The organism is Pontimicrobium sp. SW4 (assembly GCF_039954625.1).
In the GTDB taxonomy this organism is placed as follows: Bacteria; Bacteroidota; Bacteroidia; order Flavobacteriales; family Flavobacteriaceae; genus Pontimicrobium.
This window is the reverse complement of record NZ_CP157199.1, coordinates 2,115,047-2,130,190: the sequence shown is the minus strand read 5'-3', so window position 1 is coordinate 2,130,190 and position 15,144 is coordinate 2,115,047. Positions and strand designations below refer to the sequence as shown.

Genomic DNA, 15,144 nt, shown 5'->3' with positions numbered 1-15,144 from the left:
TAGTAGATTTATTATTAAAATCGAAAGTATAAAAATGAAAAAATGCGATGTCCTGATTCTTTAACTACTTAATAAATCAGGATATATTATGTTGTTTTTTATACTCTAAAGGTGAGATACCAGCTGATTTTTTAAATGCAGAATAAAAGGCAGATTTTGAGTTGAAACCAGACTCCAAAGCAATGGCAACTATTGTGTAATTTTTATAATTAACATTAGTTAAAATACGTTGCGCTTCAACAATTCTTAAACTGTTAATGTAAGTTGAAAAATTGGTATTGGTGTGCTTATTTACAAGTTGAGATACATACCCTTCACTAATATTAAAACGTAGCGCTATGGTTTGTAAACTAATAGATGGATTTGTATATAATCTTTCTTTTTTAATAGCGCTATCTATGTCATTAAATTTATCAATACTTCCATTATAGGGCTTGAAATTTAGTGTTATTTTTTCAGAAACAAGTTTAACTCTTAGATCTTGTCTTTGATTAAATATTCCTACATGATAAATTCCTGCGTAGCATAGCCAATAAACAAATATGGAAAGAATAGCCCACATAAAATCATCATTTATTGGTGAATCGATATAGATTGAGCTCTTGGTGTTTGCTGTTTTATATATTAAAATAATCATAGATAATAAGCTAAACGCAAGGGAAGCTATTAACAGTTGTTTAAGCCATTTGGTCTTTGCAGTGATAGTATTTTTACTATTATTCTTTATCTCTTTTTCATAATCAAAAATTAGTTTAAAAATTTTATAAACCACAAAAACAGCAAATAGGAGAGAGAAGTAATTTGTGAGTAGATCGTATATATAAATTACTTTGCCATAATCTTTAAAGAAACTCTCATTCGTAAAATCGCCAACTACAATAAAAACATGAACGATAACTGTGATAAAAAAGGGGTATTTATAATATTTGGCATTTTTTAGGCTCTTGCCAAAGTATGAAGCAACAAAGTACATGTACATTGGAAGTATTAATAAATCCCAAGAAATAAATAGTGATTTATAACACTTCCAACCTAATGCAACCCATAAATTTGTGCTAATAAACCAATAGTAAAGATTGTTTATTGATATCAATAGTATGGTATAGTTTAAGTACTTGCTAGGTTTGTTTTTAAACCTTTTTGAGCATAACAAAACACTACTGAATAGTAGCCCCAATACTGTAGCACTAATCATGAAAATATTAAAAACGTTAAAGTTTAAAATAGTGGTCATCTACTATAATCTCAAAATAGATACTTTTTTCTAGGCTTAAATATTTAATATAATAAGAAGTGATAAAACTAGGTCATATATATTAAATAGGAAATAGATTTTAACAAATTTTATCACAAAATCAATCAAAGTCAAGGACGTAGCATAAATTAGGCTTAACTTTGCAGCTTAATAGAAAAATGACGCTATAAATAAGAATGTCATTTGTACAATAATTTATATGTCATTTAATTCTCTAGGCTTATCTAATGGCTTATTAAAAGCCATCGATAAACAAGGCTATATAACACCATCACCAATACAGCAAAAAGCAATTCCTTTAATTTTAGAGGGAAAAGATGTTTTAGCATCAGCTCAAACAGGAACAGGTAAAACAGCAGGTTTTACATTGCCAATGCTTCAAAAACTATCTCAAGGACAGCAAATGCGCAAACGACCTATTCGCGCTTTGGTATTAACACCAACACGAGAATTGGCAGCGCAAGTACATAACAATGTAAAAGCGTATAGTGAGTTTTTAGATATTCGTTCGGCAGTTATTTTTGGAGGTGTTAATCAACGACCACAAGTAGCTACTATTAGAAATGGTGTGGATATTCTTATAGCAACTCCAGGGCGTCTTATAGATTTACAGAGTCAAGGTTTATTATCGCTCGCTAAAATTGAAATTTTGGTATTGGATGAAGCTGATAGAATGCTCGATATGGGCTTTTTAAGAGATATTAAAAAGATTATTAGTTTGATACCATCAAGAAGACAGAATCTATTGTTTTCGGCAACATTCTCTAAAGAAATAAAGAAGCTGGCAGGGGAGTTTTTACATCATCCAGTTTTGGTGGAAGCAACTCCTGAGAATTCTACGATTGATGCCATTGAACAAAAAGTATATCGTGTAGCAAAGGCAAAAAAAACCGATTTAATTATTAAATTAATTTCTGATGGTAATTGGAAACAAGTTTTAGTGTTTACAAGAACAAAACATGGTGCCAATAAATTGTGCAAAAAAATGGTGAGTACAGGAATTTCGGCAGCTGCTATTCATGGCAATAAGAGTCAAGGAGCTCGTACAAAAGCCTTAGCTGGATTTAAAAGTAACTCTGTTAGAGTGTTAGTGGCAACTGATATTGCAGCTAGAGGATTGGATATTCCCTTATTGCCTCATGTAGTGAATTTTGAATTGCCTAATATTTCGGAAGATTATGTACATAGAATAGGACGAACAGGTAGAGCAGGAGCAAGTGGAGAAGCTGTATCGTTAGTTTGTGGTGAAGAACGAGGTTATTTGCACGATATTGAAAAACTAGTTGGTTTAAAAATTCCAGTAGAAATAGTAGAAGGTTTTGAACCTGACCCAAATGCGCCAAGTGCGCCACCAAAAAAGAAACAGCAAAATTCGCGTAATTCTAGAGGTTCGAATTCTAGGAGGTCTAGTAGTACAAGGAACGACGCTAGCAAAGGAGGAAACCAATCTGGAAGACAACCTAAACGTAATAGAAATAAAAATAGACGTTAATTATGACTGCCGAATTACGAAACAAAATTATTGACGTTTGTAATAAGAAAATAGCTCAAAAAGGGGACAATGTAGGTGTGTCCTTCTATGCGTTTTTTGCAAATAAAAATGATAATCCAAAGCTATTGATGGAAGCCGCTACATGGTGGATACAAACGCATCAGTTAGACCATTTTGAAAAAGCTGTAAAAATAAAATCGCTTGCACAATAATGTCATCTCAACCTAATAACCCTTTGCATGGTATAAAACTCGAACAAATCATTAATGATTTGGTAGATCGCTATGGTTGGGAATATTTAGGCTATAATATAAACATACGTTGTTTTACTCACGACCCTTCCGTAAAATCGAGTTTAAAATTTTTACGTCGTACACCTTGGGCACGAACTAAGGTTGAAAACATGTATTTAGAGATGTTGAAGAAGCTGCGAGATAGAGAGTGATTTTTTGAGTTTCGTTTAACGTCCACTGTGTATGGCGTAGTGAGGCGCGCCTCACGGAGAGCCATAAATGCGCCTCATTCGCTATACACGCTGATGTGTGTAGTTTCGTGAGGAGTTCTCGTAGACTCGAATAAATATACAATTAATTTGGCGAGGTGCAATTAACAGTGGACGATGGTATGTAATTAGTAGAAAGGAAGCGTTTGCAAAACGCGATTCTACGTGCCGCAGGCAATTACATACCATTATTTTTACGGATATGCGTCGTTTTAATGACTCATATCCGACGTTAAACGAAGTTCGACAATTTTTCTTACAAAGTCAAATATGGTGTTTATCAATTAGCATTAAAGCTCACAAGCATCAGCTCGTAGTTTAACTTCATTTAGCGTTTCCCAAACAGCATTATCAAATGGTTTTGGCGAATATCTAAAAACCATAATCGTTTTCTTTTGAGTCTCACAGTAGTGGTATTCAACAAGTACATTTAAGGTCATTGGTAGTTTGGTGTAGCGTGTATCAATAGTCTTAACTTTGCCTATATATTGTGTGCTTCCTTTTTTGATAAAAACGGCGTTTGTTTTGGGTGTTTTAACGTCATTAATTTTGTAAAAATCAAGACCTAATAAACCGTCAAAATAGAGTTGCACATTTTTTTCTAAGTCACTTTCAGATGGCTTTTCTGTACTATTAATACTCCAAGCCCAAACATAAGACCAAAAGTTTGGACTCTTTTGATTTGACCATCCTTGAGGAAATCTTAAATCTTCAAAACCTTCATAGTTGATGTCTTGAGCAAAATTAATTGGGAATTTTATAATTTCTTTTACCCAGGTGCTATCTGTTGTAAATATTTCAAGACTTTCCTCTTCTTGACTATATGATAGCATGCAAAAAAATAGCAGCAAAATTGTAACTATATGTTTCTTCATAAGTTTTAGTCTAATAATTTGTACTTAATATTAAGGCTTAACAACCCATTAATCCAAAGGAAACCACAAGTTCTTGATCTACTTTTTTACCTTCAAAATTTTCAGCAGGTTTCCATGTTCCTGGTGAATTTTTTATTAACTCAATCATAGTTTTATCAACTAAAGGGTAGTTTGAGGTTCTATCTAACCTAATATTTTCAATAGTGCCTTTTTTAGTTACCGTAAAAAGCAATTTGGCTGCTTGTAGTTTTTCAGGATTTATATTTGCTTTATCTCTAGCTGCTTTGCTATTTTCTTTAAGATATTTTTTAAGTGCATCTTTACCTTCTGAATATTCAGCTTGTTTTTCAGGAACAACTGTAAAGTAAGGACTCCAATGCGTATTTTCTATAGCTCCAGTTTCTGGATTCTTCTCTGTTAAATATGCCGAAAACGTTAGATTGGTTGAATAATTTGAAGCCTGTATAAATTCTAATTGTATGTTAGTTAATGTGTTACTGTTTCCGGTTTCACGAATATTAGATTCTTTATCATCAATAATTTTAATAACACTTATAGATTTGTAGTCAACAATTCGTTGTACATGCTCCAAGTCTATAAGGTCATTAAATGATCTTATAGCATCTAAGTCTGTTTTTTTAATAGGATTAAACCTTGGACCTACATCGTAGATAAAATCAGTAAAGATTCTATTTGCCATGTTATTATTGACCTCCGTATTCATGACAACTGGATTGTTTTCTATTAGTGTTGTTTCGTTGCTTTTTAAATTATTAAAAGACATAACACTAAATACTGTTATGCTTATTGTAATAACTGCTGCTGAAATAATTAAAACTTTCTTTTTCATTTTGTTTGTTTTATGATTAATAATATACTTCATGTAAATTGATGATGCTAAACTAGAGCTAGATTATCTTAAAAATGTCAAAAGAATGTAAAAGAAGTGTCAACAGTTGTAAAAAGTCATGAAATTGTATGTTATTTACAAAAGTTATGAGTAGAAAAAAGATTTATTTATATAGTGGGTTAGCAATTATTGCTTTTTTTGCGTGGATATTTTCAGGCTCTAATGAGCAAGATGTAGCCTTTTCAGAAACTGCAAAAATTGCATTACGAGAGGTTGGACACAAATTATTACTTACAGAAAAAGATTCAACGTCTTTAGTACTACCAGTGATTAAATTAGACGAATCAAAGTATAAACTGTCATTTCAAAATCAATTTTCAATCAATCCAGACAGTTTAGTTTCAATTGTAAAAAAAAGTTTAAAAAAAGCAGTTTTATCAGAGTTTTATATAGTAGAAGTGATTCAATGTTCCGACGGAGAAGTGGCTTATAGTTATAAAATGAGAAATGAAAAGGATAAGAATATTATTCCTTGTGCTGGAAGATTTTTACCAAAAAACTGTTATACCATTAATGTGCGATTTTTAAACAGAAGCACTTCTGTTAGTCAGCAAATGTTTTTATATGCGCTAATAGTCATTGTTTTAATATTTCTAACCGATTTGTTTTTTAATAAAAAGAAGCAAACTACAGCGTTACTAAAAAGCAATGAAAATGTTGCGTCTATTGGTAGTTTTCAATTTTACCCAGAGCAGAATAAATTAGTAAAGCAAGCGATAGAAATTAGCCTTTCTAAAAAGGAATGCGAATTGCTAGAAATTTTTGTTGCAAACCCAAATCAAATTATAAAACGAGAAGAATTAGAAAAACGCGTTTGGGAAGATAATGGTGTAATTGTAGGTAGAAGCTTAGATACTTATATATCAAAACTGCGTAAGAAATTAAAGGAAGACGATTCTATTAAATTAGTAAATGTTCATGGTGTTGGTTATAAGCTTGAAGTGAATTAGGAATCTTATAAATAAATGCAAAAGCACAGTTTTTAACTGTGCTTTATTATTTTTTATGTTTTAGTTTAACGGTCTCAGTCATTGATTAATACTTTTATTTTATGAGGTACAAAACCACAATGAATTATAGCCATTGTTATGGTACATTATTTTATGAATTCTGAAAGATCTTCGTTTATCATATTTAAATATGATTTATAAATCTTTTTTTGCTTTTGGTGATTAGATTTTAAATTCGTCAATAAATTCCGCCCCTCATTTAATTTGTCATTGATGCTTTCTGTCGAATCTGATTCTAAGATTTCAATTTTTTCTAACTCTTGAATGATATTAAAAGATTCAGTGTTCAGTTGATCTAACACTTCAGTGTCAAAATCATAAAACATATGAATATGGTGGTGTTCAAATGAGATCGGATTAACTGTTCTCTGAGATATTACTTCTATTGTCTTTTGGATAGTTTCATATAGAGTCCCAGGTCCGTCTTGGCGCAAAACGACATCAATTTTATGGATCATCAAACTAAGTAACTCCTGATGGTCATAATAATATTCTGACGCTTTTTTGGCAGCATTAATTCGTTCAGTCCAATAGATTTTTTTAATTTCTTTTTTAAATCTCTTACCTTCTAAAATAGCGTCTATCCATGTTTTGAAAATAAAACCTATTGCAGTAAAAGTAGTAGCAATAAAGAGAGCGCCTATCTCAGGATTTTCTCGTAATATTTTAAATATGAATTCCAAATGCTAATGTTTATTTGTAATGTACGACAACTTTTAGTGTGTGCAAAATCGTTTTAATACTGAAACTAATTTAGCGAAAGTAAACGAAGGTAGTTGTTTTTTCTTGTAAAGTCAAGCAAGGTTTTTAAAATACCAACCCTCTTTTTTGTTTATTCTATTTACCTTTGTATTTAGAAAAATAGTTGATTAATGCAGTTAAACTTAACAAAGCCTATTTGTTTTTTCGATCTTGAAACAACAGGTGTAAATATTTCTAAAGATCGTGTTGTTGAAATTTCAATTCTAAAAGTATATCCAAACGGAACAGAAGAAAGTAAAACGTGGTTAGTAAATCCAGAAATGGTTATTCCTAACGAGGTGATTGCAATTCACGGTATTACTAATGAGAAAGTAGCCAACGAACCAACTTTTAAAGAAATTGCCAAGGATGTACATAACATGATTAAAGATTCTGATTTAGGAGGCTTTAATTCTAACCGTTTTGATATTCCGTTATTAGCCGAAGAAATGTTAAGAGCAGAGGTCGATTTCGATATGAAAAATCGTGTGGCTATTGATGTGCAAACCATTTTTCATAAAATGGAACAACGTACTTTAAGTGCTGCGTATAAGTTTTATTGCAATGAGAGCTTAGACGATGCGCACAGTGCCGAAGCAGATACCAAAGCGACTTATGAAGTGCTTAAATCTCAATTAGATAAATACGATACGCTAGAAAACGATACTAAGTTTTTAGCAGAGTTTAGCTCTAGGAAAAAGTTTGCTGATTTTGCAGGTTTTATCAATTATAACAAAAAAGGAGAAGAATGCTTTTCTTTTGGAAAACATAAAGGGAAACTTGTGGTTGATGTATTGAATGAAGAGCCAGGGTATTTTGGATGGTTGTTAAATGCCGATTTTCCGCTATACACAAAAAAAGTATTGACAGCAATTAAGTTGCGTAGCTTTAATAATAAACTATTCTAGACAATAGAAAATAGAAACGAGAATATAGATTAAAAATGTTAACAAAAAAGTCTAGCATCTAAAAGCAGAGCGATTTATATACTAATATCTTATAAAAAATATGAAACTCATTTGCATAGGTAGAAATTACACCAAACATATAGAGGAATTAGAAAACGAAAAGCCTAAAGACCCAGTGGTGTTTTTAAAACCAGATACGTCTATCCTTTTAAAAAAGCAACCCTTTTTTATTCCTGATTTTTCAAACGATGTACATCACGAAGTTGAAATACTAGTTAAAATAAATAAAGTAGGGAAGTACATAGACAGAAAATTTGCTCATAAATATTATGACGACATTGGTTTAGGTATAGACTTTACAGCAAGAGACTTACAAAGTCAACTAAAAGCTAAAGGCTTGCCATGGGAAAAGGCAAAAGCCTTTGATGGTGCAGCAGTAATAGGGAAGTGGCTGCCAAAATCTGGGTTTAATGATGTTAATAATATAAGGTTTAGTTTATATAAAAATGATGCCATAGTTCAAGATGGAAATACCAACCTAATGCTTTGGAAGATAGATGAGTTAATCGAATATGTGTCAAAATATTTTACTTTAAAGATTGGAGATATTATCTTTACAGGCACGCCAGCAGGAGTTGGCAAGGTAGTTGCTAACGATAAACTAAAAGGATTTATAGAAAACGAAGAAATGTTTTCAATAACAGTTAAATAAATGGAACAATATTACAAACTCGATAGAGTAAGAGAATTGGCTGATAATGATGCTGAATTTATTAAAACTTTGGCTATGACATTTTTAGAAGAAGTGCCAGAAGACGCACGTCTTTTGCAAACAGCTGTTGTAAGTAAAGACTATTTGGCTGCCTACAAATCTGCCCACAAAATGAAACCTACTATAGACTTATTTGAACTTGGTGTTCTAGATGACCTTATAGAAGTACAGGATTGGGGTAAATTGGAGCAGCGAGATAAGGATGTTTCTGAGAAATTAGAGATTGTACTTAACGCAGTTGAAAGAGCAGTAGAAGAGATTAGGTCAGACTTCAATTTATAATGCAAGCAGAAATAATTACTATTGGTGATGAGATTCTCATTGGTCAAGTAGTTGATACCAATTCAGCATTTATTTCTAAAGAGCTGAACAAAATTGGAGTGTCTGTATATCAAATTACGTCTGTTCAAGATGATAAAGAGCATATTTTAAAATCTTTAAAAGAAGCCGAAGAAAACGCTGATATCATTATCATTACAGGAGGATTAGGGCCTACAAAAGATGATATTACTAAAAATACTCTTGCCGAATATTTTAATGATACTTTAGTACAAAGTGATGCTGTTTTACAAAACATTAAAGAGCTTTGGAAAAAATATATCAAGCAGTCATTATCGCAAGTTAATATCGATCAAGCTTTAGTCCCTTCAAAAGCAACCGTTTTAATGAACCATTTTGGAAGTGCTCCAGGAATGTGGTTAGAAAAGGAAAACAAAGTATTTATATCGCTTCCAGGTGTGCCTTTTGAAATGAAGGCTTTAATGAATCATGAGGTATTGCCACGACTTCAAAAAGAATTTGTGCTGCCTTTTATACTGCACAAAACACTATTGGTCTATGGAGTAGGCGAAAGCAAGTTAGCCGAAAGAATTGAAGATTGGGAAGATAATCTTCCAGATTTTGTAAAACTTGCCTACCTTCCTAATCTAGGCATGGTAAGATTACGTTTATCTGCAAAAGGGACTAGTGAGGAACTTGTCATTGCTGAAATGAATAAGCAAATAGAGTTATTACTCCCTCAAATAGAAAAAGAGTTTGCTGGTTTTGAAGAAAATGGCGCACTTGAAGTTTTAATTGGGAAAAGACTCACAAATCTTGGTAAAACATTGGCAACAGCAGAAAGTTGTACAGGAGGAAAGATTGCAGAAAGGATAACAGTAAATTCGGGAGCATCAGTATATTTTAAAGGTGGTGTAGTGAGTTATGCAACCGAAGCAAAAATAGAAGTATTGAATATTGATGAATCTGTTATCAAAGAATATTCAGTAGTGAGTACTCAAGTAGCTGAAGCTATGGCTAAAAGTGTGCAAAAATTGTTTAAAACAGACTATGCGATTGCTACCACTGGAAACGCAGGACCAACAAGGGGAGATGAAAATGTTGAAGTTGGTACTGTATGCATTGCTATAGCTACGCCTAATAGGGTTTTTTCAGAAATATTTAATCTAGGAAACCATCGTACAAAAGTGATTAATAAAGCTGTAAATAAAGCTTTTGAAATGATTCAGAAAGAAATTTTTAAAAATTGATAAAATAAAGTTTGTCAAACACTAAAGAATTCGTAAATTTGCACCTCGTTTTAAAATAAACAATTTTTTAAAGTTAGATATCATGTCAAGAGTTTGTGAACTTACTGGAAAAAAAGCGATGGTTGGGAACAACGTTTCGCATGCAATGAATAAAACTAAACGTAAGTTTAATGCTAACTTACTTAAAAAACGTTTTTACATTCCTGAAGAAGATAAGTGGGTAACTTTAAAAGTTTCTGCTGCTGCATTAAAAACTATCAATAGAGTTGGTATTTCTGCTGCAATTAAAGACGCTAAATCTAAAGGATTTTTAAAATAATAGCCTCATAGTTTAAATAGTAGTACAATGGCAAAAAAAGGAAATAGAATTCAAGTAATATTAGAGTGTACAGAGCATAAAGAATCTGGACAACCTGGAACTTCTAGATATATTACAACAAAAAATAAAAAGAACACGCCTGATAGAATGGAGATTAAGAAATTTAATCCAATCTTAAAGCGTATGACAGTTCATAAAGAAATTAAATAATTTAGAGATTTTACGTAAGTAAAATTTCAAATGTAACACATTTGAATCATGGCAAAGAAATCAGTAGCATCATTACAAACTGGATCTAAAAGATTAACAAAAGCTATTAAAATGGTAAAGTCTCCAAAATCTGGAGCCTATATGTTTGTTGAATCAATTATGGCACCAGAACAGGTAAACGACTTTTTGAATAAAAAATAAGTTCTATTTTTTATTATCAAGATATTTAAAGCTGCTTTCTTTTAGAGAGCAGCTTTTATTTTATATTTACATGAGTTTTTATGACATTTCTTCAGACTTTCTTAAAAGGCAAGGATTTTGCTAACATGAAGATAGTTGAGTGTTCATTAAAGCACTAAAAAATAAGTAGAGTAGATGAGTTTTTTTAAAAAAATATTTTCTTCAGAAAAGAAAGAAACACTAGATAAGGGTTTAGAGAAATCTAAAACATCATTTTTAAATAAATTAAATAAAGCAGTCGCTGGAAAATCTAAAGTTGATGACGATGTTCTCGATAATTTAGAAGAAGTTTTAGTAACGAGTGATGTTGGTGTTAATACAACCTTAAAAGTTATTGATCGCATTGAGGCTAGAGTTGCAAAAGATAAATATCTAGGAACATCAGAATTAAATCAAATTTTAAGAGAAGAAATTGCAGGTTTATTATCCGAAACAAATTCTGGTGAAGCCACCGAGTTTACAATTCCAGATACTCAAAAACCATATGTAATTATGGTTGTTGGTGTTAATGGCGTCGGAAAAACTACAACCATTGGTAAATTGGCATATCAATTTAAAAAACAAGGACTGAATGTTGTTTTAGGAGCAGCAGATACCTTTAGAGCTGCAGCGATAGACCAATTACAAGTTTGGGCAGATCGTGTGGATATTCCTATTGTAAAACAATCTATGGGAAGTGATCCTGCGTCTGTGGCGTTTGACGCATTAGAATCTGGAGTGTCGCAAAAAGCCGATGTGGTTATTATTGATACAGCTGGACGCTTACATAATAAAGTTAACTTAATGAATGAGCTAACCAAGGTAAAACGAGTGATGCAAAAAGTGGTTGACGACGCGCCTCATGATGTATTATTGGTTCTTGATGGTTCAACTGGTCAGAACGCTTTCGAACAAGCAAAGCAATTTACTGCAGCAACTGAAGTAACATCGTTGGCAGTCACTAAATTGGATGGTACAGCCAAAGGAGGTGTAGTTATTGGTATTAGTGACGAGTTTCAAATTCCTGTAAAATATATAGGCGTTGGTGAAGGTATTGAAGATTTACAAGTGTTTAATAAATACGAGTTTGTAGATTCCTTTTTTAAATAATATATTTTCCTACTGATAAGGCAGTAATCCACTTTGAGATGAGTTATAACATCTATCATAATCTAACAATAAATGCTTCTCCAAAAGAAGTCTTTGATGCGGTATCTTTGCCGCAACATTTAGATAATTGGTGGACCTTAAAAAGTTCTGGTAAGCCAGAATTACATACTGAATACAACTTAAATTTTACCGATGAATATGATTGGTATTGCAAAGTATCTAAAGTAGAACCAAACAAATCCTTTCATTTAAAAATGACAAAATCTGATGACGATTGGAATCCTACTACATTTGGTTTTGATTTGGAAGAAACAAAGAATGGTACGTTGCTAAAGTTTAGTCATATAAATTGGCCAAAGGAGAACCATCACTTTAAACATTCATCGTTTTGTTGGGCTTTACTACTTAACGGCTTAAAAAACTATCTTGAAAAGGGAGAGATTATTCCTTTTGATAATAGGGATTAAACTTTTCATTATTCCTGAATAGGCAGGAAGCAACTATTATTACTTACACAATTTCATTTAAATTTTTACTATTTTAGTGGAAAACACTAACCATGCGTAACATCTTATTTTTTCTTGTAATTGCCCTTGTATTTTCTTGTAAAAATGACACATCTTCAACTGTAATAACAGAGAGGGAAATTCCTCCAGTTGTTAGAGACTCAACCGATTTTAGAGAGTTTCGAGTTTTAGATTCTAGATACATTAGTAAAGACGAGTTATGGAAATCTTTCAATAAGGATTTAGAAGATTTTTCGGAAGAGACTTATAATAATTTAAAATCTCTAATAATAGAGCAAGATATTCCAACGCTTCAAAAGCATATTGCTAATGGTGATTTATCTTATGAAACACTTACTAAGTTTTATTTGTATCGTATTAGAAAGTTTGACAGAGAAAATGAGTTGTCGTTAAATTCTGTTATATCATTAAATCCAAACGTGATTGAAGAAGCTAAAAAAGCGGATAATACTAGATTTGTAGCACCACCACATCCAATTTTTGGAATGCCAATTTTGTTAAAGGATAATATTAATACTTCAGGAATGAGAACAACTGCTGGTGCAGTAGCATTACAAGATAATAATGCGCAAGACGCTTTTATTACCGAACGCTTAAAAAGTAATGGCGCACTTATTTTAGGAAAAGCCAATTTAAGTGAATGGGCTTATTTTTTCTGTGGCGATTGTCCAAGTGGGTATAGTGCCATTGGTGGACAAACATTAAATCCTTATGGAAGGCGAACTATGGATACTGGAGGATCAAGTTCAGGAAGTGGCGTGTCTGTCGCTGCTAATTTCAGTGTTGGTGCTGTTGGCAGTGAAACGTCAGGTTCTATTTTGTCACCTTCCAGTTCTAATTCTATAGTTGGGTTAAAACCTACTATTGGTTTGTTGAGTAGAAGTGGAATTGTGCCTATTTCGTCAACTTTAGATACACCAGGACCAATGACTAAAAATGTGATTGATAATGCTATACTTTTGGATGCTATGAGTGGTTTTGACGATTTAGATTCAAAAGCAATTAAAAGTCAGGTTTTGAGTTATTCTGAATCACTTACTGAAAGTAGTATTAAGGGAAAACGATTTGGTGCTTTTAAGAGACTTATGGAAGATTCTTTATATGTGAATGCAATTAAAGTGTTACGTGACAATGGTGCTGAAGTTGTTGAAGTTGATGAAATTGATGTACAACGTTCAGGATTTATTAGCTTGTTAAATCTAGATATGAAAAAGGATTTGCCAGAGTATCTAGCTAATCATGCTGCAAAGGTTGTAGAAGTTACATCTGTTCAGGATGTGATAGATTTTAATAATTTAGATTCCTTAGATCGCGCACCTTACGGACAAAGACTCTTTAAGGGTATTGTAGACGACTCAGGAAGTTTGCAATATCTAGATTCAATTAAAACCGATTTAAAGACAAAGAGTAGATTGTATTTTGATACACCTATTGAGAAGCAAAATATTGACGGATTTTTATCAATCAATAATTTTCACGCAGGTTGGGCAGCCACAGCTGAATATCCAGCGTTAACGGTTCCAATGGGTTATCAAGAAAGTGGGCGCCCTAGAGGGTTAACGTTTATTTCTAAACCTTTGAGTGAAAAAACGTTATTGGAATGGGCTTATGTGTACGAACAAGCATCGAAGAAGCGAGTACCTCCAGTAAATTATAACTAGTTAACTAAGGTGCTTATCTTTTCCCAAAGGTCATTGTCAAAAGAAGAAAGCGCAAAATTTACATTATCAGCGGAGTTTCCCATTCTAATAATGACTAATTTCTTGCTAGGTACGATGTATATTTTCTGATCGTTTTTCCCCAAAGCACTATACATGTCGTTTGGAGCATTAGGTATTAATTTACCGGAAAACTCTAATTGACTTTGTGGTAAATGATATGTTGATTTTCCATTAAGCCACCATAAATACCCATATGCTTCATTAATATTTTGAGAAGTATTTATAGCGTCATTCAAATAATCTTCAGGGATTATTTGTTCATTTTCCCATTTCCCTTTAGCGTAGATTAAAAGTCCAAAACGAGCCATACTTTTTGCATTACTCCAATAGACATTAAAATCGTTATTCTGTACCCAAAATCCAGACATGCCAATTTTATTCTTTAGTTTAGAATTAAAGTAGTTCGTCCAAGTTTGATTGCTAGTTTGGGCGATCACATCTTGCAGCTTTACATATACATTATGGTATGCCCAACGGCTTCCAGCATCAGCTATATATTGTAAATCTTCAGGAGATGTACTATCACCTAAACTGTCATCTAAGCCAGAAGTCATAGATAGAAGGTTTTTGCAAGTAATAAGGTTTTCTTTATCTAGCGGAGCACTTGTCCACCCAGTTCCTATATAGTCTGATACTTTATTGTCAATATTTATTAAACCTTCCTCTTCAGCAATGCCAACAATAGCAGTGGTAAGTGTTTTTCCTGCACTAGCCCAATACCATGGTAAAGTTGAATTATGATCATTAAAATATTCTTCTACTACTATTTTGCCGTCGTGAAGTATTATAAAACTTTTAGTGTTTTTTTGTTCTAAAAAATCAAGAAGTGATTGTAAATTAGCTTCATTCCAATCTAATTCTTCTAAAGGCGTTGTTTCCCATTCATTTGATGTAATCGATGGAAAATAAATTTCAGAATTCGTTATTAAGTCTTCATTAATTATATCAGAATCATTGCTTGAAGAGCAATTAAATAATAGTACAGAACAAATAATAAATAGATAAAACTGCATATTTTTCATAAGTAGGGTTTTTAATAAGACT

19 protein-coding genes are annotated in these 15,144 nt (G+C 32.3%); 14 read left to right on the top strand and 5 right to left on the bottom strand.

Features of this window, described 5'->3' with window-relative positions:
• Positions 1-76 precede the first annotated feature (76 nt).
• Complete coding sequence (locus ABGB03_RS09960; RefSeq protein ID WP_347922363.1) at positions 77-1,234, bottom strand: AraC family transcriptional regulator; 1,158 nt, start codon at positions 1,232-1,234, stop codon at positions 77-79.
• A 220-nt stretch (positions 1,235-1,454) separates the two neighbouring features.
• Between ABGB03_RS09960 and ABGB03_RS09955 the strand changes: the two genes are divergently transcribed.
• From ABGB03_RS09955 to ABGB03_RS09945, 3 genes are read left to right on the top strand one after another with little or no spacing between them, the layout of a single operon-like run.
• Complete coding sequence (locus tag ABGB03_RS09955; protein WP_347922362.1) at positions 1,455-2,747, top strand: DEAD/DEAH box helicase; 1,293 nt, start codon at positions 1,455-1,457, stop codon at positions 2,745-2,747.
• A gap of 2 nt (positions 2,748-2,749) precedes the next feature.
• Complete coding sequence (locus tag ABGB03_RS09950; RefSeq protein WP_347922361.1) at positions 2,750-2,959, top strand: DUF6500 family protein; 210 nt, start codon at positions 2,750-2,752, stop codon at positions 2,957-2,959.
• Positions 2,959-3,192 carry a VF530 family protein gene (locus tag ABGB03_RS09945; protein WP_347922360.1) on the top strand — a complete coding sequence of 78 codons (234 nt, stop codon included), beginning with the start codon at positions 2,959-2,961 and terminating at the stop codon, positions 3,190-3,192. Before ABGB03_RS09950 ends, ABGB03_RS09945 begins: the two co-directional genes overlap by 1 nt.
• Positions 3,193-3,539: 347 nt before the next feature.
• Here ABGB03_RS09945 and ABGB03_RS09940 read toward each other — a convergent pair whose 3' ends face one another.
• Together ABGB03_RS09940 and ABGB03_RS09935 are read right to left on the bottom strand one after the other, a co-directional pair.
• Positions 3,540-4,124, bottom strand: coding sequence for a hypothetical protein (locus tag ABGB03_RS09940; protein ID WP_347922359.1), 585 nt, complete (start codon positions 4,122-4,124; stop codon positions 3,540-3,542).
• Positions 4,125-4,161: 37 nt separating this feature from the next.
• Positions 4,162-4,974, bottom strand: a complete 813-nt coding sequence (locus ABGB03_RS09935) for a hypothetical protein (protein ID WP_347922358.1) — start codon at positions 4,972-4,974, stop codon at positions 4,162-4,164.
• Positions 4,975-5,120: 146 nt separating this feature from the next.
• Here ABGB03_RS09935 and ABGB03_RS09930 point away from each other — a divergent pair, with 146 nt between their 5' ends.
• Positions 5,121-5,984, top strand: coding sequence for a winged helix-turn-helix domain-containing protein (locus ABGB03_RS09930; protein ID WP_347922357.1), 864 nt, complete (start codon positions 5,121-5,123; stop codon positions 5,982-5,984).
• Between the two features lie 146 nt (positions 5,985-6,130).
• On the opposite strand, the gene ABGB03_RS09925 is transcribed toward ABGB03_RS09930, so the two are convergent.
• Entirely contained in the window at positions 6,131-6,727 is a 597-nt protein-coding gene (locus tag ABGB03_RS09925) for a hypothetical protein (protein ID WP_347922356.1), read from the bottom strand.
• Positions 6,728-6,916: 189 nt separating this feature from the next.
• Between ABGB03_RS09925 and ABGB03_RS09920 the strand changes: the two genes are divergently transcribed.
• The 10 genes from ABGB03_RS09920 to ABGB03_RS09875 all read left to right on the top strand — a co-directional run bounded on the left by ABGB03_RS09920 (position 6,917) and on the right by ABGB03_RS09875 (position 14,040).
• Positions 6,917-7,693, top strand: a complete 777-nt coding sequence (locus ABGB03_RS09920; RefSeq protein WP_347922355.1) for a 3'-5' exonuclease — start codon at positions 6,917-6,919, stop codon at positions 7,691-7,693.
• A gap of 100 nt (positions 7,694-7,793) precedes the next feature.
• Positions 7,794-8,405, top strand: coding sequence for a fumarylacetoacetate hydrolase family protein (locus tag ABGB03_RS09915; RefSeq protein WP_347922354.1), 612 nt, complete (start codon positions 7,794-7,796; stop codon positions 8,403-8,405).
• Entirely contained in the window at positions 8,406-8,747 is a 342-nt protein-coding gene (locus ABGB03_RS09910; protein ID WP_347922353.1) for an Hpt domain-containing protein, read from the top strand.
• A complete protein-coding gene (locus ABGB03_RS09905) occupies positions 8,747-9,994 on the top strand; it encodes a competence/damage-inducible protein A (protein WP_347922352.1) in 1,248 nt (415 codons plus the stop codon). Before ABGB03_RS09910 ends, ABGB03_RS09905 begins: the two co-directional genes overlap by 1 nt.
• Positions 9,995-10,076: 82 nt before the next feature.
• On the top strand, positions 10,077-10,313 hold the full coding sequence (rpmB, locus tag ABGB03_RS09900; protein WP_347922351.1) for a 50S ribosomal protein L28: 237 nt from the start codon (positions 10,077-10,079) through the stop codon (positions 10,311-10,313).
• Positions 10,314-10,340: 27 nt separating this feature from the next.
• On the top strand, positions 10,341-10,523 hold the full coding sequence (gene rpmG, locus ABGB03_RS09895; protein ID WP_007648529.1) for a 50S ribosomal protein L33: 183 nt from the start codon (positions 10,341-10,343) through the stop codon (positions 10,521-10,523).
• 48 nt (positions 10,524-10,571) lie between these two features.
• Positions 10,572-10,724 carry a DUF4295 domain-containing protein gene (locus tag ABGB03_RS09890; RefSeq protein ID WP_167769898.1) on the top strand — a complete coding sequence of 51 codons (153 nt, stop codon included), beginning with the start codon at positions 10,572-10,574 and terminating at the stop codon, positions 10,722-10,724.
• Positions 10,725-10,898: 174 nt separating this feature from the next.
• Positions 10,899-11,852 (top strand): signal recognition particle-docking protein FtsY, encoded by a 954-nt coding sequence (ftsY, locus tag ABGB03_RS09885; protein WP_347922350.1) that lies wholly within the window; start codon positions 10,899-10,901, stop codon positions 11,850-11,852.
• 38 nt (positions 11,853-11,890) lie between these two features.
• Entirely contained in the window at positions 11,891-12,319 is a 429-nt protein-coding gene (locus ABGB03_RS09880; RefSeq protein WP_347922349.1) for an SRPBCC domain-containing protein, read from the top strand.
• Positions 12,320-12,411: 92 nt separating this feature from the next.
• Positions 12,412-14,040 (top strand): amidase family protein, encoded by a 1,629-nt coding sequence (locus ABGB03_RS09875; RefSeq protein ID WP_347922348.1) that lies wholly within the window; start codon positions 12,412-12,414, stop codon positions 14,038-14,040.
• On the opposite strand, the gene ABGB03_RS09870 is transcribed toward ABGB03_RS09875, so the two are convergent.
• Positions 14,037-15,122, bottom strand: coding sequence for a serine hydrolase (locus ABGB03_RS09870; RefSeq protein WP_347922347.1), 1,086 nt, complete (start codon positions 15,120-15,122; stop codon positions 14,037-14,039). The two genes, ABGB03_RS09875 and ABGB03_RS09870, sit on opposite strands and share 4 nt — an antisense overlap.
• Positions 15,123-15,144 lie beyond the last annotated feature (22 nt).

Excerpts from the sequence above, each read along its gene's own strand:
- ABGB03_RS09960 (WP_347922363.1), bottom strand. The coding sequence starts at position 1,234 with ATGACCACTATTTTAAACTTTAACGTTTTTAATATTTTCATGATTAGT.
- ABGB03_RS09955 (WP_347922362.1), top strand. The coding sequence starts at position 1,455 with ATGTCATTTAATTCTCTAGGCTTATCTAATGGCTTATTAAAAGCCATC.
- ABGB03_RS09950 (WP_347922361.1), top strand. The coding sequence starts at position 2,750 with ATGACTGCCGAATTACGAAACAAAATTATTGACGTTTGTAATAAGAAA.
- ABGB03_RS09945 (WP_347922360.1), top strand. The coding sequence starts at position 2,959 with ATGTCATCTCAACCTAATAACCCTTTGCATGGTATAAAACTCGAACAA.
- ABGB03_RS09940 (WP_347922359.1), bottom strand. The coding sequence starts at position 4,124 with ATGAAGAAACATATAGTTACAATTTTGCTGCTATTTTTTTGCATGCTA.
- ABGB03_RS09935 (WP_347922358.1), bottom strand. The coding sequence starts at position 4,974 with ATGAAAAAGAAAGTTTTAATTATTTCAGCAGCAGTTATTACAATAAGC.
- ABGB03_RS09930 (WP_347922357.1), top strand. The coding sequence starts at position 5,121 with ATGAGTAGAAAAAAGATTTATTTATATAGTGGGTTAGCAATTATTGCT.
- ABGB03_RS09920 (WP_347922355.1), top strand. The coding sequence starts at position 6,917 with ATGCAGTTAAACTTAACAAAGCCTATTTGTTTTTTCGATCTTGAAACA.
- ABGB03_RS09915 (WP_347922354.1), top strand. The coding sequence starts at position 7,794 with ATGAAACTCATTTGCATAGGTAGAAATTACACCAAACATATAGAGGAA.
- ABGB03_RS09910 (WP_347922353.1), top strand. The coding sequence starts at position 8,406 with ATGGAACAATATTACAAACTCGATAGAGTAAGAGAATTGGCTGATAAT.
- ABGB03_RS09905 (WP_347922352.1), top strand. The coding sequence starts at position 8,747 with ATGCAAGCAGAAATAATTACTATTGGTGATGAGATTCTCATTGGTCAA.
- rpmB (WP_347922351.1), top strand. The coding sequence starts at position 10,077 with ATGTCAAGAGTTTGTGAACTTACTGGAAAAAAAGCGATGGTTGGGAAC.
- rpmG (WP_007648529.1), top strand. The coding sequence starts at position 10,341 with ATGGCAAAAAAAGGAAATAGAATTCAAGTAATATTAGAGTGTACAGAG.
- ABGB03_RS09890 (WP_167769898.1), top strand. The coding sequence starts at position 10,572 with ATGGCAAAGAAATCAGTAGCATCATTACAAACTGGATCTAAAAGATTA.
- ftsY (WP_347922350.1), top strand. The coding sequence starts at position 10,899 with ATGAGTTTTTTTAAAAAAATATTTTCTTCAGAAAAGAAAGAAACACTA.
- ABGB03_RS09880 (WP_347922349.1), top strand. The coding sequence starts at position 11,891 with ATGAGTTATAACATCTATCATAATCTAACAATAAATGCTTCTCCAAAA.
- ABGB03_RS09875 (WP_347922348.1), top strand. The coding sequence starts at position 12,412 with ATGCGTAACATCTTATTTTTTCTTGTAATTGCCCTTGTATTTTCTTGT.
- ABGB03_RS09870 (WP_347922347.1), bottom strand. The coding sequence starts at position 15,122 with ATGAAAAATATGCAGTTTTATCTATTTATTATTTGTTCTGTACTATTA.